19 protein-coding genes are annotated in these 20252 nt (G+C 66.9%); 6 read left to right on the top strand and 13 right to left on the bottom strand.

Annotated elements, in window-relative coordinates; translation table 11 throughout:
- Nucleotides 1-53 precede the first annotated feature (53 nt).
- On the bottom strand, nucleotides 54-446 hold the full coding sequence (locus AC1DMS_RS01490) for an ester cyclase (RefSeq protein ID WP_478129115.1): 393 nt from the start codon (nucleotides 444-446) through the stop codon (nucleotides 54-56).
- Nucleotides 447-587: 141 nt separating this feature from the next.
- On the opposite strand from AC1DMS_RS01490, the gene AC1DMS_RS01485 reads away from it, so the two are divergent.
- Nucleotides 588-1511, top strand: a complete 924-nt coding sequence (locus tag AC1DMS_RS01485; protein WP_478180623.1) for an AraC family transcriptional regulator — start codon at nucleotides 588-590, stop codon at nucleotides 1509-1511.
- Nucleotides 1512-1661: 150 nt separating this feature from the next.
- Here the strand turns inward: AC1DMS_RS01485 and fusA are convergent, their stop codons facing one another.
- From fusA to AC1DMS_RS01440, 9 genes are all read right to left on the bottom strand, one after another.
- The gene (fusA, locus tag AC1DMS_RS01480; RefSeq protein ID WP_015865596.1) at nucleotides 1662-3722 is read right to left on the bottom strand and encodes an elongation factor G; all 2061 of its coding nucleotides are present in this window, start codon (nucleotides 3720-3722) and stop codon (nucleotides 1662-1664) included.
- Nucleotides 3723-3849: 127 nt separating this feature from the next.
- Nucleotides 3850-4203, bottom strand: coding sequence for a GFA family protein (locus tag AC1DMS_RS01475; protein WP_015865597.1), 354 nt, complete (start codon nucleotides 4201-4203; stop codon nucleotides 3850-3852).
- A 106-nt stretch (nucleotides 4204-4309) separates the two neighbouring features.
- On the bottom strand, nucleotides 4310-5125 hold the full coding sequence (locus AC1DMS_RS01470; RefSeq protein WP_015865598.1) for an SDR family oxidoreductase: 816 nt from the start codon (nucleotides 5123-5125) through the stop codon (nucleotides 4310-4312).
- 33 nt (nucleotides 5126-5158) lie between these two features.
- Nucleotides 5159-6760, bottom strand: coding sequence for an L-lactate permease (locus AC1DMS_RS01465; RefSeq protein ID WP_015865599.1), 1602 nt, complete (start codon nucleotides 6758-6760; stop codon nucleotides 5159-5161).
- Nucleotides 6761-6839: 79 nt separating this feature from the next.
- Nucleotides 6840-7157 (bottom strand): NIPSNAP family protein, encoded by a 318-nt coding sequence (locus tag AC1DMS_RS01460; protein WP_015865600.1) that lies wholly within the window; start codon nucleotides 7155-7157, stop codon nucleotides 6840-6842.
- Nucleotides 7158-7207: 50 nt separating this feature from the next.
- The gene (locus tag AC1DMS_RS01455; protein ID WP_015865601.1) at nucleotides 7208-8185 is read right to left on the bottom strand and encodes a tripartite tricarboxylate transporter substrate binding protein; all 978 of its coding nucleotides are present in this window, start codon (nucleotides 8183-8185) and stop codon (nucleotides 7208-7210) included.
- 34 nt (nucleotides 8186-8219) lie between these two features.
- A complete protein-coding gene (locus AC1DMS_RS01450) occupies nucleotides 8220-9905 on the bottom strand; it encodes a thiamine pyrophosphate-binding protein (protein ID WP_041945844.1) in 1686 nt (561 codons plus the stop codon).
- Nucleotides 9906-10040: 135 nt separating this feature from the next.
- Entirely contained in the window at nucleotides 10041-10928 is an 888-nt protein-coding gene (locus AC1DMS_RS01445) for a helix-turn-helix domain-containing protein (RefSeq protein ID WP_015865603.1), read from the bottom strand.
- A 103-nt stretch (nucleotides 10929-11031) separates the two neighbouring features.
- Complete coding sequence (locus AC1DMS_RS01440) at nucleotides 11032-11559, bottom strand: MarR family transcriptional regulator (RefSeq protein ID WP_015865604.1); 528 nt, start codon at nucleotides 11557-11559, stop codon at nucleotides 11032-11034.
- A gap of 111 nt (nucleotides 11560-11670) precedes the next feature.
- Between AC1DMS_RS01440 and AC1DMS_RS01435 the strand changes: the two genes are divergently transcribed.
- On the top strand, nucleotides 11671-12471 hold the full coding sequence (locus tag AC1DMS_RS01435) for an SDR family NAD(P)-dependent oxidoreductase (protein WP_015865605.1): 801 nt from the start codon (nucleotides 11671-11673) through the stop codon (nucleotides 12469-12471).
- 63 nt (nucleotides 12472-12534) lie between these two features.
- A complete protein-coding gene (locus tag AC1DMS_RS01430; RefSeq protein ID WP_015865606.1) occupies nucleotides 12535-13611 on the top strand; it encodes an alkene reductase in 1077 nt (358 codons plus the stop codon).
- Between the two features lie 179 nt (nucleotides 13612-13790).
- On the opposite strand, the gene AC1DMS_RS01425 is transcribed toward AC1DMS_RS01430, so the two are convergent.
- Together AC1DMS_RS01425 and AC1DMS_RS01420 are read right to left on the bottom strand one after the other, a co-directional pair.
- A complete protein-coding gene (locus AC1DMS_RS01425; RefSeq protein WP_015865607.1) occupies nucleotides 13791-14333 on the bottom strand; it encodes a 2'-5' RNA ligase family protein in 543 nt (180 codons plus the stop codon).
- A 48-nt stretch (nucleotides 14334-14381) separates the two neighbouring features.
- Complete coding sequence (locus AC1DMS_RS01420; RefSeq protein WP_015865608.1) at nucleotides 14382-14774, bottom strand: VOC family protein; 393 nt, start codon at nucleotides 14772-14774, stop codon at nucleotides 14382-14384.
- Nucleotides 14775-14853: 79 nt separating this feature from the next.
- Between AC1DMS_RS01420 and AC1DMS_RS01415 the strand changes: the two genes are divergently transcribed.
- Nucleotides 14854-15621, top strand: a complete 768-nt coding sequence (locus tag AC1DMS_RS01415) for a response regulator transcription factor (RefSeq protein ID WP_015865609.1) — start codon at nucleotides 14854-14856, stop codon at nucleotides 15619-15621.
- Nucleotides 15622-15640: 19 nt separating this feature from the next.
- Here AC1DMS_RS01415 and oxlT read toward each other — a convergent pair whose 3' ends face one another.
- Nucleotides 15641-16993, bottom strand: coding sequence for an oxalate/formate MFS antiporter (gene oxlT / locus AC1DMS_RS01410; protein ID WP_015865610.1), 1353 nt, complete (start codon nucleotides 16991-16993; stop codon nucleotides 15641-15643).
- 223 nt (nucleotides 16994-17216) lie between these two features.
- Here oxlT and AC1DMS_RS01405 point away from each other — a divergent pair, with 223 nt between their 5' ends.
- Together AC1DMS_RS01405 and AC1DMS_RS01400 are read left to right on the top strand one after the other, a co-directional pair.
- Nucleotides 17217-19037, top strand: coding sequence for a sensor histidine kinase (locus AC1DMS_RS01405; RefSeq protein ID WP_478083613.1), 1821 nt, complete (start codon nucleotides 17217-17219; stop codon nucleotides 19035-19037).
- A 203-nt stretch (nucleotides 19038-19240) separates the two neighbouring features.
- Nucleotides 19241-19675: a DUF4019 domain-containing protein gene (locus AC1DMS_RS01400; RefSeq protein WP_015865612.1), complete on the top strand. Its 435-nt coding sequence runs from the start codon at nucleotides 19241-19243 to the stop codon at nucleotides 19673-19675.
- Nucleotides 19676-20252: the final 577 nt, after the last annotated feature.

The following is a 20252-nucleotide window of genomic DNA, read 5'->3' as shown; positions in this document are numbered from 1 at the left end:
TACCCGCGCGGCAGCGATGCAGCGGAAGCGGTCCTTTGGTCCAGCCTTGGGCCTCAGGAACGCGGCAATGCGCCGATCTGCTGCATCAGTCCGAGCAGGTCCGGTTGCCCCACTTCGGAGACGATCTTCCCGGTCGAGAATCGATAAATGTTCAGCGCTTGCACGGCAATCGTCTTGCCTGTGGGAGGCACGCCGAAAAAAGCTCCGCGATGCGTCCCACGCATCGTGAATCGCGCAGCGATGACATCGCCTTCGATGACGGTTTCCTCAAGAGTCCATTGAACGTCGGGGAATCCGCCGCGCATCATCCCGATGATCTCCAGGTAGCCTTGTGGCCCGCGCACGGGTTCGGCGCGCCCAGGAACTTGAAACACGGCGTCCGGAGAAACCAACTCTGTGGCGAGCCGCGGGTCCGCTGTGTTGATGAACTCCACGAAGCGAGTCATGAACTGTCGGTTTGTGGTTTGCATCTGTCGCCTCGGAATGTCTATCGGGATGGGACGCGGGGCTTGGTGGCCGCCCGGTGCCCGCGTACCCATATTGTTCGAGTTGCCGGCGTGTTCGACACGATCAAAGTCGGTTGCTGAATGGTGAATATCGGACAGAATGGGTCGATGCCGCGCGGAACGAGACCCATCGATATCGAGCAGGTCCAATATCGGCCCTCGGCCGAGAGCACACTGGATCTCGAGGTCTTCTCTATGTCGGACTTAAGACGAAGGGTGCCCCAAGCCCACCTCCAGCGTCACCACCGCTACGACTTTCACATGTTCGTGCACGTCAGACGCGGGAAATGCCGCGCTGTGGTGGACTTCAGGCACATCGAGTGTGGCGCGGGATCGCTGCTGACCATCCGGCCCGGACAGGTTCACCGCTTCGGCCCGGGAAGCCGCTGGGACGCAAACCTCCTGCTGTTCAGACCCGAACTGCTGCAGGCTTCGCAAGGCGAGGAACGCCTTCAGATGCCTGAACTGATCGATGCGCTTCCTGGCCATCTGCGCCTCGATCGGTCGACGGGTCGGTTCTTGGCCGACACGCTCGCGCGGCTCGAGGAGGAGTGCGTGCTCGAAGCCCGGCAACCGCTGCTGAACTGGCTGCTCCAGAGTGAACTGGCAACGCTCGTGATGCGGCTGCACATCTTTCACACCGAGCAACAGCCGCCCGCTGGAGCATCGGCCGACGCGCCGGAGCGCTTTCGTCTTTTCAAACGGCTTTTGGACGCGAAGGTGCATCAGTGGCATCACGTTTCGCGCTATGCACATGCCATGGGATGTTCCGAGAAGACTCTTACTCGCATCTGCAGTGCGGTGGCTGGCGTCGGTGCGAAGGCCTTTATTGCCTCGCGCCTTGCGTTGGAAGCCAAGCGCCTGCTCGTACATACGGAGACGCCGATTTCCGTCATCGCGCAGCGGCTTGGCTTCGATGAGGCGACCAACTTCACCAAGTTCTTTCGCAGCATTGAAGGATGCACGCCAGGCGACTTCCGCCGTCGGTTCGATGTCTCGTTGTAGCCGCGATACCCGTCGACTCGGATCGGACGTTGCATTCGGTCTCGCGCACGGGCTACTGGGCTCTTGGCGTTCGAGCCCGACGCATGGTGCCGCCGTTCGATGGTCGGCGTCACACGCCGCCTCGGTACAGCGTGGACGGCAGGCGCGATGCTATTCCTCGTCACGCACCTGGTATTGGCTCACCAGCGCCTGCTGGACCGCCGGCGGCACCGCTTCGTAGTGCGACAGCGCGATGGTGTAGCGGCCCTGGCCGCTGGTCATTGCATTGAGCCGCGACTGATAGCTGGCGAGCTCGGCCTCGGGCACCTGCCCGCCGATGGCCACGGTGCCGCCTCCCAGGCCCGAGGTGCCGGTGACCAGGCCGCGCCGAGCCGACAGGTCGCTCGTGACGTCGCCCACGGCATGCTCGGGCACGGCGATCTCGATCTGCACGATCGGCTCGAGCACCACCGGCCGGGCCTCGCGGATCGCGGCCATGAAGGCCTTGCGGCCGGCGGTCGCAAAGGCGATGTCCTTGCTGTCGACGCTGTGGTGCTTGCCGTCGTACACCACCACGCGCACGTCGACCACGGGGTAGCCTGCGATTGCGCCGTACGCCAGCACCTCGCGCACGCCCTTCTCCACCGCGGGAATGAACTGGCCCGGGATCGCGCCGCCCCTGACCTCGTCCCCAAACTGGAAACCCGCGCCGCGCGCGAGCGGCTCGATGCGCAGGAAGACCTCGGCAAACTGGCCGGCGCCGCCGGTCTGCTTCTTGTGGCGGTGGTGGCCCTCGGCCGGCGCGCTCACGGTCTCGCGGTAGGCGATGCGCGGCGGCCGCGTCTGGACCTCGAAGCGGTACACCTCGCGCAGGCGCTCGAGCACGATGCGCAGGTGCAACTCGCCAAGCCCGTAGAGCACCGTCTCGTTGGTCGCGGCCACGTGCTCGATGCGCAGGCACGGGTCCTCGGCCGCGAGCTTGCCGAGGATCTCCCAGGCGCGCTGCTCGTCGCCATGTCGCTTGGGCTCCACGGCCAGGCCGTGCACCGGCACCGGAAACGGCAGCGGCGCGAGGTGCACGTGGGCGTCTTCCGCCGCGTCGTGCAGCACGGCATCGAAATGGATCTCCTCGACCTTGGCCACCGCCACGATGTCGCCCGGCACCGCATGCGACACCTCGACGTGATCCTTGCCCTGGAGCATGAACAGGTGCCCCACCTTGAAGGGCTTGCGTCCGTCGCCGATGTAGAGCTGGCTGTCGCGGGTGACCGTGCCCTGGTGCACGCGGAAGATGCCCAGCTTGCCGACATAGGGGTCGACCGTGACCTTGAACACATGCGCCAGCACGTGCAGCGACGGGTCGGGGCTGGCCTCCATGGGCCTGGCCTCTGCACCCTCGCCAACGATGAAGTCCGGCGGGTTGGCTTCGGTCGGATCGGGCAGCAGCTTGACGATCACGTCCAGCAGTTCGGCCACGCCGGCGCCGCTGCGCGACGAGACGAAGCACACCGGGATCAGGTGGCCTTCGCGCAGTGCCTGTTCGAGCGGCGCGTGCAGCTCGGCCGGATCCACGTCGCCCTCCTCGAGGTAGCGGTCGACGAAGGCCGCGTCGACCTCGACCACCTGCTCCACCAGCGCGCGGTGCGCCGCCTCGACCGGGCCGAAGTCGGACTGCCCGAAGCGGTTGAAGAAGCAGTCCACCACCTGACGGCCGACCCCGTCGGGCAGGTTCAGCGGCAGGCATTCGCGGCCGAAGGTGGCCTGGATGTCCGCCAGCAGGCCCGCCAGCGAAACACCCTGCGAGTCGATCTTGTTGACGATGATCATGCGCGCCAGGTGGCGCGAGGCCGCGTACTCCATCATGCGCACCGTCATCGGCTCGATGCCGGTCGCGGCATTGATGACCACCGCCGCCGTCTCGACCGCCTCCAGCGCCGGCAGGCTCTGGCCGAGGAAATCGGGCCCGCCGGGCGTGTCGATCAGGTGGATGCGCGTGCCGCCGTGCGTGAGGTGCATCACCGATGCGTTGAGCGAGTGCTGCATGCGGCGCTCGAGCGGGTCGTGATCGCTGACGGTGCTGCCGCGCTCGATGCTGCCGCAGGCTGCGATGGCGCCGGCCTTGTGCAGCAGGTTCTCGGCCAGCGAGCTTTTGCCGGCGGCTGCGGCACCCACGAGCGCCAGCGTTCGCACGGCCTGCATTTCGGCCGCAAGGCCGTTCGATCGGCTTGGCATGGCATGCACTCCTTACGCGCCCGCAAGACCGGCCCGGCGGCCCGCAAGGGCTCGGGTGCTGCACGTGGACGCCAGGCCAGCGTACGGGATTGGCCGTGCCGGCGCAAGCCGGTGACTGCCCCAGGGCCTACTTCGAACGCCCGTCGAAATGCTGCACCGGCACTGCATCCAGGTCGATGCCTTCGAGGCAGCGGATGTTGATGGCCGCCATCCTGTTGCCCTTGGGATCGGTGCCTTCGCCAAAGGGATGAATGCCGCAGACTGCGCAGAAGCGATGCGAGATCAGATGCTTGTTGAACAGGTAGGTGCTGATGTCCTCGGGCGGCGTCTTCAGCCGAAGCCGCTCGTGCGGCACGAACCACAGCAGCGACCCCTTGCGCTGGCACATCGAGCAGTTGCAGGCCATCGCCCCCTGGATGTCGCCCTCGACCTCGAAGGCGATCCGGCCACAGTGGCAGCTGCCTTGGTAATTCGTCGTCATCGGTCCTCCGAACAGAAGTTGTGCGGGCCGCAGTTTAGGCCGGCGACGGCGCCCTGTCTGCATGGCTTCGGCATGGAGCCGCCGGCGTGGGCCCGGAGGAGCGCGCCTACTCGGAGGGCCGCGTCGCCGTCAGCCCCGTGGGCGGACCGTCGATCGCGGTCCAGCCTCCGTCCACCGACAGCGAACTGCCCGTGATGTAGCTGGCCGCGTCGGACGCCAGAAAGGCCACCGCCGAACCCACTTCCGACGGCTGTCCCCAGCGGTTGAAGACGGTGTGCGCGGCATAGGTGTCGTAGATGGCCGGGCGCTCCTTGAGCGGCGCGGTCAACCTCGTTTCGATGATGCTGGGCATGACCGCATTGACGCGCACGCCGTAGCTGCCCACCTCCGACGCGAAGCCCTTCACCATCTGCGCGATGCCGGCCTTGGTGGCCGCGTAGATCCCGAGGCCGGGCTCGATCGTCACCGCGCGCATCGACGAACACAGGATGAGGCTGCCGCTGCCCTGCTTCATCATCGGCGCGCCGAAGCGGCGCATGAAGTGGAATGCCCCCTTGAGGTTCAGGTTCACGACCTGGTCGAATTCTTCATCGGTGTAGTCGACGATGAGCTTGCGGATGTTGAGCGCCGGCGTTGCCACGGCAACGTCGATGCGCCCGCGCGCCGCCAGCGTGTGCGCAGCCAGAGCCGCGATGTCCGCGCCGCTGGCCGCGTCGGTGCGGCGCCATTCGGCCGAGCCCGCGCCCGCTTGCGTGATCTGCTCGGCCGTGGCCTTTGCGCCGTCGGTGTCGCGGTCCGCGCACACGACGTGCGCACCCAGCGCGCCCAATGCATGGGCCGACGCCTGGCCGATGCCAGACGCCGCGCCCAGCACCACGGCCGTCTTGCCGGTCAGATCGAAAAGTTGACGATAGTTCTGCATGTTGGATCTCCGTGGATCAGAAAGTGTGGAAGTTCAGGGAAGCATCCAGGCCAGCGGCCCCGTCTGCAAGTAGACCAGCGTGGAAAGCGCCAGCAGCAACAGGAGGCTCCAGCCGATCACCTTGCGGAAGATCGCGCCCTCCTGCCCGATGACGCCGACCGCGGCCGCGCCGACGGCCAGGCTCTGCGGCGAGATCATCTTGCCGAGCACGCCGCCGGATGCGTTGGCCGCGGCCAGCAATGCGGGGCGGATGCCGGTCTCGTTGGCCGCGGCGACCTGCAGCGCGCCGAACAGCGCGTTGGAGGAATTGTCCGACCCGGTCACGGCCACGCCGATCCAGCCGATCACCGGCGAGAGAAAGGCGAAGGCCGGGCCGGTCTGCGCCATCCAGCGGCCGAGCGTGATCGTCTGGCCGGAGTAGTTCATCACAAAGGCCAGGGCCAGCACGCACAGCACGGTGGGAATGGCCCAGCGCAGCTGCCTGAGCGTGGCGCCATAGGTGCGCACGGCCGCGCTGGGCCGCACGCGCAGCAGCATCGCCGACAGCAGCCCTGCCACGAAAAGAAGCGTGCCGGTCGCCGACAGCGCATTGAGCGTGAAGACCGAGGACACGGGCTTGCCCGCCGCATTGACGATGTCCACCCCCGGCCACGGGAAACGCAGGGTGCCGGCCGAGAGCCATTGCTGCACGCCCTTGATCTGCGCCAGCGAGAAGATGGCAATGATCAGCATGTAGGGTGCGTAGGCGATCCATACGGTGCGTGCGTCGTGCCGCGCCGCCGCCAGCTGCGACGGCTCCACGTCTTCGATGCGCCCGGGCTGCACCGGCTGCCACACGCGCAGGAACAGCATGAGCGCGCCGGCCGAGCCGAGGGCGCCGAATACATCGGCCAGCTCGACCGAGATGTGGTTGGCGGCAATCCACTGCGCCGCGCCGAACGCAAGGCCTGCGACCACGGCGGCCGGCCAGGTCTGGCGAAGGCCGCGCCTGCCGTCGAGCAGGCCGACGAGGATCAGCGGCACGAAGGCCGCCAGGATCGGCGTCTGGCGCCCGACGATCGCACCCAGCAGGCCAAAGGGTTCGCCCGACACCTGCGCCAGCGTGACGATCGGCACCGCAAGTGCGCCGAAGGCGACGGGCGCCGTGTTGGCCACCAGCGCCAGCACGGCGGCCTTCATCGGCTTGATGCCGATGGCCAGCAGCATGGCGCCCGAGATGGCAATCGGCGTTCCGGAGCCGGCCAGGGCCTCGATCAGCGCGCCGAAGTTGTAGGCGATGATGATCGACTGGATGCGCGGATCGGGGCTGATGCGCGCGAAGCTGTCCTTGAGCACCGCGAAGTGGCCCGACTGCACGGTCAGGTTGTAGAGCCAGATCGCGTTGACGATGATCCACAGCACCGTCAGCACGCTGAAGGCCGCGCCGTACAGCCCCACGTCGAGCGCCGTGGCCCACGGCATGCGGTAGGCGAACACCGCCACCAGAACGCAGATGGCGAGCGACACGAAGGCCGCGATGTGCGGCGCAACGCGCAGCCATCCCAGCATGACGAACATGGTGAGCAGCGGCAGCGCGGCCAGCGCCGACGACAGCAGCAGGGACCCGCCGATCGGGTCGTAGATCTGTTGATACAAGGGATGTCTCCAAGGGTCTTGTGGCGGCGCGGCCGTCTTTGCGGCTGCCGTGGCTGCGCGTGCGCGCAGCAGCGCGATGTCAGGGTTTGAAGAAGGAGGTCGGCACCATCAGCCTCGTTTCCTGCGAAACGAGGTAGGCGGCCGCCGCGCTCTTCTCGAGGTAGCTCGCCCAGGCCGGGTCGCGCTGCATTGCGGCGCGCTTGTTCGCGCGATCGGCCGCATCGGCAAAGACCCAGATGTGCGTGTAGCTGTTGACGTTGCCGGTCTCGGTCTGCAGATAGGCCAGCGGTTCGCCGAGGTGGCGGCGCTGGATGTCGAAGCCGTGCTCGGCATACAGCGCCAGGTGGCGCTTCAGGGTGCCAGGGCGGCAGGTGTAGGTGCGGACGTCGTAGAGCATGTGTTTTCCGTTTCTTTGAGGTTCTTTGCGGTTCAGGAGGGTTCTTTCATTCAGTCCACGGTCGCGCCGGAACGCTCGACCAGTGCGCCCCAGCGCTTCACTTCCTGTGCGACGAAGGGCTGGAAGGCTTCGTGCGTGTCGCCGATGGCGTCGGCGCCGAGTTCCTTGAGGCGCGCCTGCACGGCCGGGTCGGCCACCGCCTGCGCGATCGACGAAGACAGCCGGGCCACCACCGGCGCCGGGGTGCCGGCCGGCGCGAAGAGGCCGAACCACGAGCGCGCCTCCATCTGCGGATAGCCGGCTTCGGCGAAGGTCGGCACCTCGGGCAGGCTGGCGCGGCGGGCCTTGCCGGTCAGCGCCAGCGGCCGCAGCTTGCCGGCCTGCACCTGCGACAGCACCTCGGGCAGGTTGGCGAACATCGCCTGCACCTGGCCGCCGATGAGGTCGGTCTGGGCCAGCGCGCCGCCCTTGTAGGGCACATGCAGCATGCGCGTGCCCACCAGGGTGTTGAACTGCTCGCCCGCCAGGTGCGCCGCGGTGCCGGTGCCGCCCGAAGCGAAGTTGAGCCTGTCGCCCTGCCTTTTCGCGTAGGCCGCGAACTCGGCCGCGCTGCGTGCCGGCACGCCCGGGTTCACCACCAGCACCAGCGGCACCGAGGCCAGGTTCGACAGCGCCGCAAAGTCCTTGGTCAGGCTGTAGTCGAGCTTGCGGTAGAGCGTCGCGTTGATCGCGTGGCTCGAGGTCGCCATCAGGATCGTGTAGCCGTCGGGCGCAGCGCGGGCCACGGCCACGGCGCCGATGTTCCCGTTGGCCCCGGCCTTGTTGTCGACCACCACGGGCTGGCCGAGCTGGTCCGACATCTTCTGTCCCACCACGCGGGCGATCACGTCGGTGGCGCCGCCGGCGGCAAAGGGCACCACGATCCGGATCGGGCGTGTCGGAAAGTCGGCGGGGCCTTGCGCATGGGCCTGCACGAGCGCGCAGGCGCCCAGTGCCGCCAGGGCCGAAGCCCGCAGCAGTTTGTTCATCTCTATGTCTCCTTTTTGGGATCGCGAAATTTCGTCAGGACGCGGCGCGCAATGCCTTGTCGCGCAGCTCGCTCAGGGTGGCGCGCGGCGTCAGGATCTCGGGCTCGATCGCAAGCTCGATGAGCGCGCTGCCGGCTGCGCCCAGGGCGCGCTGCAGCGCGGGAGCGAAGTCGTCGCTGCGCTCCACCCGCTCGGCACGCAGCCCGAACGACTGCGCATAGCGCACGAAGTCGGGGTTGCACAGGTCGGTGCCGATCGGCCGGCCGGGGTAGTTCACTTCCTGGTGCATGCGGATCGTGCCGTACATGCCGTTGTTGAACACGATGAAGAGGATCGAGAGCGCATGGCGCTGGACGGTCGCGAGTTCCTGCGAGGTCATCAAAAAGCAGCCGTCGCCCGCCAGGCAGACCACCTGGCGCGACGGATGCTGCAGCTTGGCGGCAATGGCGGCCGGAACCCCGTAGCCCATCGCGCCGCTGGTGGGTGCGAGCTGCGTGTTCGGCCGCGAGAACGGGTAGTAGCGGTGCGCCCAGGCGCTGTAGTTGCCCGCGCCATTGGTGAGGATGGCATCGGGTTCGAGCGTGTCGCCCAGGGTCTGGATCACGCGCGCGGGGTCGAGCTTCGCCTCGCGCGTCGAAGGTGCGACATAGCGCTCATAGCTTGCGCGCAGCTGGCCGAGCCATGCGCGCCAAGGCGCCGGGTCGGCCGGTGGCATCGCAGCAGCCGCCTGCGCGAATGGCACCGGGCTGCTCAGGATCTTGAGCACGGGCTGGTACACGCGCCCGAGCTCCTCGGCCGAGGCCAGCACGTGCACCAGCTGCTGGCGCGGCACCGGCACCTCGAGCAGCGTGTAGCCGCTCGTGACGATCTCGCCCAGCCGCGTTCCCACGGCGACCAGCAGGTCGGCCTCGCGCACCGCGCGGGCCAGCTCGGGATTGATGCCGATGCCGACCTCCCCCACGTACTGCGGATGGCGGTTGTCGAACAGGTCCTGCCGACGGAAGGCGCAGGCCACGGGCAGCGCGTTCTGCACGGCAAAGCGCTCGATCGCCTCGCGGCCTGCCGCACTCCAGCCGGGGCCGCCGAGCAGCAGCAGCGGCTGCTTCGCCGCGGCAAGATGGTCGCGCAGGCGCAGCATCGCGTCGGGCGCGGGATGCGCCTGCGGCACTTCCACGCGCGGCGCCGCAACGGGAAAGGCGGAATCGGTCAGCATGTCCTCGGGCAGCGCGAGCACCACGGGGCCGGGGCGCCCGGACATCGCCACCGAACAGGCGCGCGCCATGAATTCGGGAATGCGCGCGACGTCGTCGATCTGCGCCACCCACTTCACGAAGGGGCCGAACATGCGCCGGTAGTCGATCTCCTGGAAGGCCTCGCGCTCGAGCATGTCGCGCCCGACCTGGCCGATCAGCAGGATCATCGGCGTGGAGTCCTGGAAGGCGGTGTGCACGCCGATGCTCGCGTTGGTGGCACCGGGCCCGCGCGTGACCATGCAGATGCCGGGCCGGCCCGTGAGCTTGCCCTGGGCCTCGGCCATGAAGGCGGCCGCGCCTTCGTGGCGGCACACCACGACACGCAAGGCGTCCTGCTGCGCATGCAGCGCGTTGAGCACGTCGAGGTAGCTCTCGCCGGGCACGCAGAACACGGTGTCAGCGCCTTGCGCGAGCAGCGCGTCGACGATCAGCTGGCCGCCGGTGCGCAGTTTGGGGGAATCATTCATCGCCAGCCATCGGGCCACCATTGCGGCGGCGGAGTTGAGATGGATCGACTTTAGGCAGCCGAACGCCCGAGGCGGTAGGACGATTGCGAGCTCGTCTTGTACTTTTCGACGGCCCGCACTAGGGGCTTACGCCAGCTAGAGGGCCGTGCCGTAGCGCTTCTTGAACTCGCCGGGTGTCAGCTGCGTGCGCTTCTTGAAGAAGCGGCTGAAGTAGGCGTGGTCTTCGAAGTGAAGATGGAATGCGATCTCGGCCACGCCCATGTCGGTGTTGCACAGCAGCCGCTTGGCCTCGAGCACCAGGCGCTCATGAACCAGCTCGCCCGCGGTCTTGCCGAGCGTGCGCTTGACGGCGTCGTTGAGCTGGCGCTCCGTGACATGCAGCCGCTGCGCGTAGTCGCGCAGCGGGCCGAAGTCGAGGTAGTGCTGGTCGATCAGGAGCTTGAAGCGCTTGGTCAGCGAGTAGCTTTGCGGCGAGGCGCCGTCGGCCGCACGCGCCGGATAGAGCCGCCGCAACCGCGTCAGCAGCACCAGCAGGTAGGAGCGCACGATGTCCAGCCGCGCCTCCGCCCGCCCGAGCATCTCGCTTTCCATCTCGAGCAGCAGCGGCAGCAGCTCGTCGTGCTGCGCTTGGTCAAGGTAGAGCACGGGAGCGTCCGACGCGATGTGGAAGAACGGGTACTTCGCGATGTCGTCCGAGCGCGGGAACATCTGCACGAAGAACTCGGTGCTGAAGTTGATGACGAAGCCCTTGGGCTGCACGGTCGAGGCCCAGGCGTGCAATTGGCCGGGCGAGACGAAGAACACGGTGTTGGCGCGCGCCTCGAAGGTCTCGAAGTCGAGCAGGTGCGTGCCCGCGGCCTCGCTCATCCACAGCAGGTGGTAGTAGTTGTGGCGGTGCGGAAAGCCGCGTGGGATGTCCGGGCGGTCTTCGAGCCGCACCAGGTCGAAATGGAATGCGCCTGCTTCGCCGCTGAAGTCGGAGCTGTCGAAGACAGGAAAATCGGCGGGAGGCGGCGTGTACACGAGCGGGCTTGCGATGGCGGATCGAAGCCATCGATTATCGGACAGCGCTGCATGCCGCCATGCGGCATCCAGCGCATGGCACCCCGCTCAGCCGCCGGTCGAATCAATCCTCCGACCTGTATGCCGCCAGGAACGCGTCGGACGACACCTGATCGGCCAGAGCCCGGAGGTTCGCCGCCGAGGCAGGGCCCAGCACGGCCTCCACGCGGTCGTTTGCCGCGGCCCAGCGCCACACCGCTTCGGACAACTTGGCCTTGCCCAGCGGGGTGAGCACGCCGTGCTTGGTGCGCCGGTCCTTGGCGTCCGCACGCAACTCGACGAAGCCGTCGCGCACCAGCGGCCTGAGCGCGTGGGTCAGCGCCGACAGCTGGATGGCGAGCCGGGTCGCGAGGTCCTGCAGCGTCGGCCCTTGCGGGGCGGCAACCGTGAGCTTGTCGATTTCCGCGATGAGCGCGAGCTGCGTGGCCTTGAGGTCCAGCGGTGCCAGTGCTTCGTCGTACAGCTGGCCCAGCCGGCGGGCGGCCAGGCGCAGCGCCGTGTTCGTGCAGACGCGCCCACCCAGGACATCCTGATCCGCGGCCGGCTTGTCCAGGCTGCACTTCGCGTCGACGGCTTTGGTTTTTATTCCCATGTCTTGAAAATGGTTGAGTGCTGCACCAACGGCAGCCGGTGGCGGATCGCTTCTACATTTGAGCCCTCAACTTTTTTGGTTGAGCCCTCAAATTTTATTGGAAAACCACCCATGACACATCCCAGCTCCAGGAAAGTCGCTCTTGTCACCGGGGCTTCCTCCGGCATCGGCGCCGTCTATGCTGACCGCCTCGCCGCGCGCGGCTACGACCTCATTCTTGTCGCCCGTCGCGCCGACCGCCTCGAAGCCCTCTGCGCGCAGGTCTCGAAGGCGCACGGCATCCAGGCCGAGGCGGTCGTTGCCGACCTGACCCAGGACGAGGACCTGGCGCGGATCGAGACGATCCTGTCCACCCGCGCCGACCTGCGCGTGCTGGTGAACAACGCCGGCATTGCGCGGCTGGGACCGGTGGCACAAAGGTCCGCGGGCGACGCGCTGTCGCAGATCGCCCTCAACATCACGGCGCTGACGCGCCTGACCCAGGCGGTGGTGCCCGCCTTCATCGCCAGAAACGACGGGGTGATCATCAACATCGCTTCGGTGCTGGGCATCCATGCGCTGCCGATCAGCGCCGTCTACAGCGGCACCAAGGCCTTCGTACTGCAATACAGCCGGGGCCTGCAGGAAGAGCTGGCCGGCACCGGCGTGAAGGTTCAGCTGGTCCTGCCGGCCTCGACGGCCACCGAGATCTGGGACCTGTCGGGCGTGCCTCTGGCGGCCCTCAACAAGGACGCCTTGATGACCACCGAGCACATGGTCGATGCGGCGCTCGCGGGATGGGACCAGGGCGAAGCGGTCACGTGGCCGTCGGTCGCCGATGCAACGCTGTGGGACAAGTACGAAGCGGCGCGCTCCGCATTGTTTGCCGCCACCCAGGTGGGAACGCCGGCCCCGCGCTACCGGATCGGCTGAGCCGCTGCGGGCCAAGGCCATCCCCCTCCTTTCTTCTCACTCCCCTTTTCTTCAGGACAGTCCATGCTTTTCGACGCCTTCTCCTTGCGCGCCATCCCGCTCAAGAACCGTGCCGTGATGTCGCCGCTCACCCGCAGCCGCGCGGCCGAGAACAACACGCCCAACAGCCTGATGGCCACCTACTACGCCCAGCGCGCGGGCGCCGGGCTCATCATCACGGAAGGCACCTCGCCTTCGCCCAACGGCCTGGGCTACGCCCGGATTCCCGGCCTGTTCAATGATGCCCAGGTGCAAGGCTGGAAGCTCGTGACCGACGCAGTGCATGCCAAGGGCGGCAGGATCGTCGTGCAGCTCATGCACACCGGCCGCGTGGCCCACTCGGACAACCTGCCGGCCGGTGCCGAGGTGCTGAGCTCGTCGTCGGAGACATGCCCCGGCCAGATGTGGACGGATACGCAAGGCAACCAGCCTCACACGCCGCCGCGCGCCATGACCGAGGCCGACATCCAGGTGGCGATCGGCGAATACGCCACGGCTGCGCGCCTTGCCATCGAGGCCGGCTTCGACGGCATCGAACTGCATGCCGCCAATGGCTACTTTCTCGAGCAGTTCCTGAACGCCAACGTCAACCGCCGCACCGACGGCTACGGCGGCACGGCCGAAGGGCGCAACCGGCTGGTGCTCGAGGTCGCGCGTGCGGCCGTGAAGGAAATCGGCGCGGAGCGCGTGGGCATCCGCTTGTCGCCGCACGGCGTGCTCAATGGCACCGGCGCGTTCGAAGGCGTGGACGAACAGTACCTGGCGCTGGTGAAGCAGCTCTCCGCGCTCGGCCTCATGTACGTCCACGTGCTCGACCATTCGGCCCTGGGCACCCCGCCCGTCCCGGCCAAGCTGAAGACCGACCTCAGGGCCGCGTTCGATGGCCCCTTCATCCTTGCCGGCGGACTCGACAAGGCCAGCGCACTGCAGGCCCTGAGCGAAGGCCGCGCAGACCTGACGGCCATGGGCAGGGCCTTCATCGCCAACCCCGACCTGGTCGACCGCATGCGCCAGGACGCGCCGCTGAATGCGCCTGCGCCGGAGACGTTCTACACGCCCGGCGCCAAGGGCTACACGGACTATCCGACGCTCGCGGGCTAGGCACCGTCGGTTGCAAACAAGCACGCCGCCGGCGTGGCCGATGGTTCAAGCGCACCGGGTAAACGGCCGAAACGGCGAGCTCAACAGGCAGCCCAGCCGATGGGGGTCAGTGGCATGTCCCGCTTCGCGGTGTAGTGAATGCTGAAGACCATGGTGCGACGCGTGTTCGACCCCCGGGGTCAATCGTCGCGGGCCGGGGTATCAGCCGACGGCAAGTGGAAGACATGCAACTCTTCCCAACGGCCCGTCGAGTTTTCGATCAGCACGACCGAGGCGCAATCCGCCACGATGCCGCCAGATGCATCCAGTCGCTTCTGCAACTCAGCAGCGGCTGCATCGGCCTCGGAGGGTTCCCCATGAGCCACAGTCAGGTACGGAACCACTCCTTGGTGCTCCCCTCCGTACGGCGGGAAATCTGGAAAGACATCCACGAGCGCCTTGGTCATGGCGATGAACGGTTCTGGCGGTTCCGGCGCGAGATACGCGGTCGCCGGGAAGCGCCCCACCCTGCCCAACGAAAAGGAGAACGCAGCCACTGGATTCAACGCGCGTTGCACTCGGTCCAGTACGGCAGGCGTGATGTACTGGGGATCCATGAACGGCACAAGCACCGTGATGTGCGCCGGAACTCCCAGCTTCGTCGTCGCGTCGAAACGCTGCCGAAGGTCGCCGACCAACGTCTCGGCAGAGGGCACTTTGACAGCAAACGCGGATATCGCCATGGGTTTGATGATATTCGGCAGTCGACAAGCCTCGGCTCACAAGCCAACTCAGCTTCCCGCCCTCGATGCAAGGTCCTGGCCAATCATGAGTCGGTGTCCGTCAGGCGTCACGACCGAGAACTCGCGCATGCCATGCGGCTTGTCTGCGGGCGCCTGCTTTATCAACGCGCCGCGCCGGACGAATTCTTCATGGAGTGCATCGACGTCATCCACATGCAGGTATCCGAAGTAGCTGTGGTCGCCCGTCGCAGACGGTGGGACGGCGTCCGGACAATGGCCGATCATGATGCGCACATCGCCGCGCGAAAGAAGCTGCCAGCCGGTTCCTTCCGGCCACTCGGCCTTGAAGCCCAGCGCATCCCTGAAGTAGGCGGTGTTTCGCTCGAGGTCAGGAACAGCGAGCACGAACGAGAAGGGGCGCAATTGGTTGGCTTGTGACATCGGATTTTCCTTTTGCGTAGCAGTCGACACGGCAAATTGTGACGGGCCCGGAACACCTCGGGGCACAATCGGCGCTGCCATGAGCACCATCGCCGAACCGTCATCCTCTTCTTCGCAGGCCGCGCCGAAAATCCGCGTGCTGATTGCCGACGATCAGGCACTGATCCGTCGCGGCATGGCCATGCTGCTGGACGCCGCGCCGGACATCGAGGTCCTCGGCCAGGCGGCCGACGGCGTGGAAGCCGTGGAGCTGGCCCGCCGCCTGCTGCCCGACGTGGTGCTGATGGATCTGCACATGCCGCGCAAGGGCGGCGTGCTCGCGACGCGCGAGATCTCGGCCGCCTTGCCGCACACGCGCGTGATGGTGCTGACCACCTTCGACCGCGACGACCTGGTCTTCGACGCGGTGCGTGCCGGCGCACAGGCCTACCTGCTCAAGGACGCTTCGGAAGAAGAGGTGCTGGACACCGTGCGGGCCGTGCATCGCGGCGAGTCGCGCCTCACGCCGCAGATCGCGCGCAAGGTGATGGACCAGTTCCGGCTGTTGGCCGATCGCGTCGCGCAAGAGCCGCCCTCCCCGCCGGCGCCGGATCCCCGCGCCGCGGCGCAGGCCGCCGCGCCCGGCGAGCCATCGCCGTCCGATTCGATGATGACGATGGCGACCAAACCGCTGACCGAGCGCGAGGCCGCCGTGCTCGAACTGATCGCCAAGGGCTATGGCAACCGCCAGATCGCCACGGCGCTCAACCTGGCCGAGGGAACGGCAAAGAACCACGTGAGCCGGATCATGCAGAAGCTTCACGCGAACACGCGCACCGAACTGGCGGTGCTGGTGTTGAAGAAGTAACCCCCCGAAGCGGCATCGATCAGGCCGTGCGGCCTGCAGGCGACAGGCCGCCGGGCATTGCGAGATCAGGCGCTGGCGAAGGCGCATGCGATGCGGCGGCATTGCTGGCGGTGTGCCTTGCGAGCATCGGCCGCAGCGCGACGATCGCCAGGAAGGCGGCGAACAGGTCGAGCGCCGCGACTGTGTAGAGCACGGTCGACCAGGTGCCGGTGGCTTCCATCATCAGATTGCCGAGCGGCACGAACAGCGCGCCGACGCCCTTGGCGCAATACAGCACGCCATAGATCTTGCCGATGTGCTTGGTGCCGAAGGCATCGCCCGCCAACGCAGAGAACAGCGAGTACACCTCGCCCCAGGCCAGGAAGACCACGCCCGACAAGATCAGGAAGGCCCACGGGTTGTGGCCGAAGTAGCCCAGCGCGATGATGCCGATGCCTTCCAGCGTGAAGGCGATCACCATGGTCTTCTCGCGGCCGATGTGGTCGGAGATCCAGCCGAACAGCGGGCGCGAGATGCCGTTCATGACACGGTCGAGCATCAGCGCGAGCGGCAGCGCGGCCATGGTGACGAAGTACAGGTCCACCTTGAAGTTCTTCACGCCCAGGTCCTGCGCGATCACGCCCAGTTGCGCCACGGCCATCATGCCGCCGGTGACCACGCAGGAGAACATCAGGATCATCAGCCAGAACAGCGGCGTGCGAAGCGCCTCGCCCAGCGTGTAGTCGCGCCGGCTCTGCGCGAGCTTGGTCGAGCCCCGCACTTCGTTGCCCTTGGGTGCGCGCAGGAACCAGGCCGCGATGAAGGCCAGCGAGCCCTGCAGCAGGCCGAAGAACAGGAAGGCCTGCTGAAAGCCGGAGCTCTCGATCATCGCGGCGATCGGCAGGATGGTGGCGGCCGAGCCCGCGCCGTAGCCGCCGGCCGTCAGGCCCACCGCCAGGCCGCGCCGGTCGGGAAACCACTTGAGCGCGTTGTTGATGCAGGTGGCGTAGATCGAACCCACGCCGATGCCGCCGATGGCCGCGCCGATGTAGAAGCCCATCAGCGTCGTGGCCTGCGAGTTGATGGCCCAGGCCGCGCCGATGAACAGCGCACCGAAGGCCACGATGAGCCGCGGCCCGAACTTGTCGATGAAGTAGCCCTCGATCGGCGCGAGCCAGGTCTGCACCAGCACGAAGATGGTGAAGGCAATCTGGATCGATGCGCGCTCCCAGCCGAACTTGCCCTGGATCTCCGGCACGAACAAGGTCCATGCGTACTGGATGTTGGCCGTGGCAATCATGCAGACGATGCCGACGGCCAGTTGCAGCCAGCGGTTGTCGAACAGGCGCGGCGGCGCGCCGGATGCGGCCTGTGTGAGGGACGTGGGATTCATTCGTTGGGTCTCCATTCGTTGTCGCGCCGATCGCGTCGCGGCACGTTCAGGGTTGGAATTCAGTCGCGCTGCAGGCACGGATCGCGATGGGTGCAACTGTTGCCGCAAACCGCCGCCGGCGCGCCTGCCGGAAGTCACGCGGCGGATCGAGACAAACCCCGAGGACTCGGGGGAAGTACCCATGCCGAAAGTCACGGCCACCGGCTGCGAGAATCCGCAGCCAATGAACCTCGCACGTCGCATCGACCCGCGGCGCTCCATGGCTGCCGCGATCGGCTGGCTGCTGATTGCGCTCACGCTGTGCCTGGCGCTCGCGGCCAACCTGTGGCTGCGCAGCTTCGTGCGTGCGACGCTGCTCGAGCAGCACGGCCAGCGCCTGGAGGCCGCGGCCGAGCACGTCAGCGCCGAACTCGACACCGCGCTGCTGCTGCGCCTGCAGGCCGTCAGCGTGGTGGCGGCCATGCTGTCGGAGGACGTGCAGCGCAGCGAAGGCGCACGCCTGAAGCGCTCGCTCGAGGCGGTGCGCCGCGGCGTGCCCGACCTGATCTGGCTGGCGGTGACCGATGCCGACGGCTTCATCGTCGCCGCCACCGACGAACAGGTGGTCGGCCAGAACGTCAACCAGCACGCCTGGATCTCGCAGGGCCTGGACGCCGCATGGATCGAGGAAGGCCGCTCGCCGCAGGAGCGCTTCCTGAAGCTCACAGCGCCTGTGCGCAACGCAGACGGCGCGATCATCGGCGTGGTGGCCGCGAACCTCCGCTGGAACTGGGTGCAGAAGATGATGGCCGAGATCCGCGCATCGCCGGGCGAATGGCTGCTGATCGACCGCGACGGCATCGTGCGCCACGGGCCGAGCGCGCTCCTGGGGCAGCGCTGGCAGGATGCCGGCGATCCGATCACGCCCTTCGATCCCGTGGTCGCGGGCCTGGGCAACGACGGATCCGATCTGCCCATGCGCATCCGCACAAGGCGGCTGCTGGACAACCGGCCCTACCTGATCGCGACCCCGCCCAATGCGCGCGAGGGCACGCTGCGCCGGCTCGGCTGGCAGGCCGTGGTGATCCAGCCGGTCGAATCGGTCGCGGCGTTTGCGACCGCCATCGAATGGCGCATCTCGATCGTGCTGAGCCTGCTGGGCCTGGCCGCCGCGGTTGCGGGCATTGTCATGGCGCGCCGGCTCACGCGCCGTGTCAGCGTGATTGCCCATTCGGCCGACGCGGTGCTGGCCGGCAGCGCCACGCGCATCGAGGTGCCGCAAGGCGCCGATGAAGCCGCGCGGCTGGGCAGCGCGCTCGACCGGCTGCTGGACACGCTGCAGCGCGAACGCGACGAGCTGCGCCGGCTCAACGCCGAGCTGGACGAACGCGTGCGGCAGCGCACCGAAGAGATCAATCGGCTCGCGCAGGAATCGCGCGATGCGGCGGTGGTGCGCGAGCGGCTGCGGCTCGCGCGCGGACTGCACGACACGCTGGCGCATTCCATGATGGCAATGCTCACCGAAATCCGCGTGCTCAAGCACCTGGCATCGAACCGGCCCGATGCGCTGCCGAACGAGCTGGTGCGGGCCGAGCGCGCAGCGCGCGACGGACTGGACGAGGCACGCCGCGCGATCGACCAGCTGCGCAGCAACCCGGTGCGCGACATCGGGCTGGGCGCAGCGTTGGCCGAGCTGGCCAAGAGCCTGGGCGAGCGCTCCGGCATCGAGCTCGACTGCCGGATCGACCCCGCCTTGTCCGCCCTTGCGGCCGAGCCGGCGGAAACCGTGTTCCACATGTGCGAGGAAGTGCTGCGCAACGTCGAGCGGCACGCGGGCGCGGCACGCCTCCTGATCCGCCTGCAGCGCATGGGAAGCGACGGCATCGAACTGGAGATCGCGGACGACGGCATTGGCTTCGAGCCGAGCGCAGGCGCCGCGGGGCACTACGGGCTCGTCGGGCTGCGGGAGCAGGCCGAAGCGATCGGCGCCCACCTGCGCATCGACAGCCGCAGCGGCGAAGGCACCCGCGTATCGCTGCGGTGGAGGCATGCGGGCGCAGCCTGAGGCGGAATCCGCAAAAGACCCGTCCTTCAATCGCCATGGAAAGGTCGGGCGGTTTCTTTAATCGCCCGTCATGGCGCAATCGCAGGCCGGCATCTGCATTCGCGCCTCAATCCCGGGGTGCTATAAACGAACGGCACCATGAAAGTGCCACATGCGAATCGGCATACTTACATATTGAAATTAGTATCACTCCCGGACCTGACATGACCTCAAGAAGCAAATTGCTGCTCGGCGCCGCATTCCTGGCGAGTTGGATGAGCACGGCCTCGGCCCAGGACGCCGACCCGACGAACATGGTTCGCGGCGGCCTGCAGGCCATCCAATTGGTGGACCAGGGCAAGATCGGCGAACTCTGGGACGGCTCGGGCCCCGCCACCAAAAAGCGGGTGGCGCGTCCCGAGTTCGTTCGCCAGGTCGAGGCGTCGCGATCGCCGCTCGGTGCCGCGCAGCAGCGCACGTGGATTTCGGTCAATCGCCAAATGGTTGCAAACGAAGATCCCGATGTGGCCGGGCAATACATCAACGTCGAATACGAAACCCGTTTTGCCAACGCCAGCAACCGGGTGGTGCGCGAGTTGACGAGTTTTCGCCTCGATGCCAGCGGCACGTGGCGCCTGAGCGGCTACGTGCTGCGTTAAGCCGCTCCCCCAAGCCGCTCCCTTCGATGCGCCGCGGTTCCGCGGCGCATCTGCCTGGCGAATGCCCCAAGCGGCAGGCGTTCGCAGCAGCAATCTCCCCTTCCCGCTCCAGCGATCGCTGCACCGCCTCCTGAGCGCGGGCCGCAGCCATCGGCAGCAGCTCGCCGCCTTTCTGGCAGCGCCATCTCCCTCGGCCTCGGCCAACCCTCAGCACCGAAAACAGCTCGCGCCCGGCATTCCGTCGCCTGCGCCAATTCGGTGCGCATCAATTCAGTGCCGGCCAATTTGGGGCGCGCCGGTTCGGTGCGCTACCGCCATTGATGAATTGATATAAATTTTCAATCGAAAACTACTGAAATCCGTGGCAGTAAATATAATATTTAAAAACTTTGTATTACTATTTGTATGGAATTATCAATAGGAATTTCCAAATAAAAGCATCCGAATATTATGTTATGCGATTTAATTAATAATAACTTCACATTACTATTCATAAGATCGGTCCAATAAGAATCCTTAATTGCGGCGATACGACAATGACGTGAATCCGCCACACGCCAGTTGCATTCCTTCCCAA

It is taken from the genome of Variovorax sp. 05T418, assembly GCF_056396385.1.
Note: the sequence above shows the minus strand (reverse complement) of the source record. Positions and strands in the feature narration are given on the sequence as shown.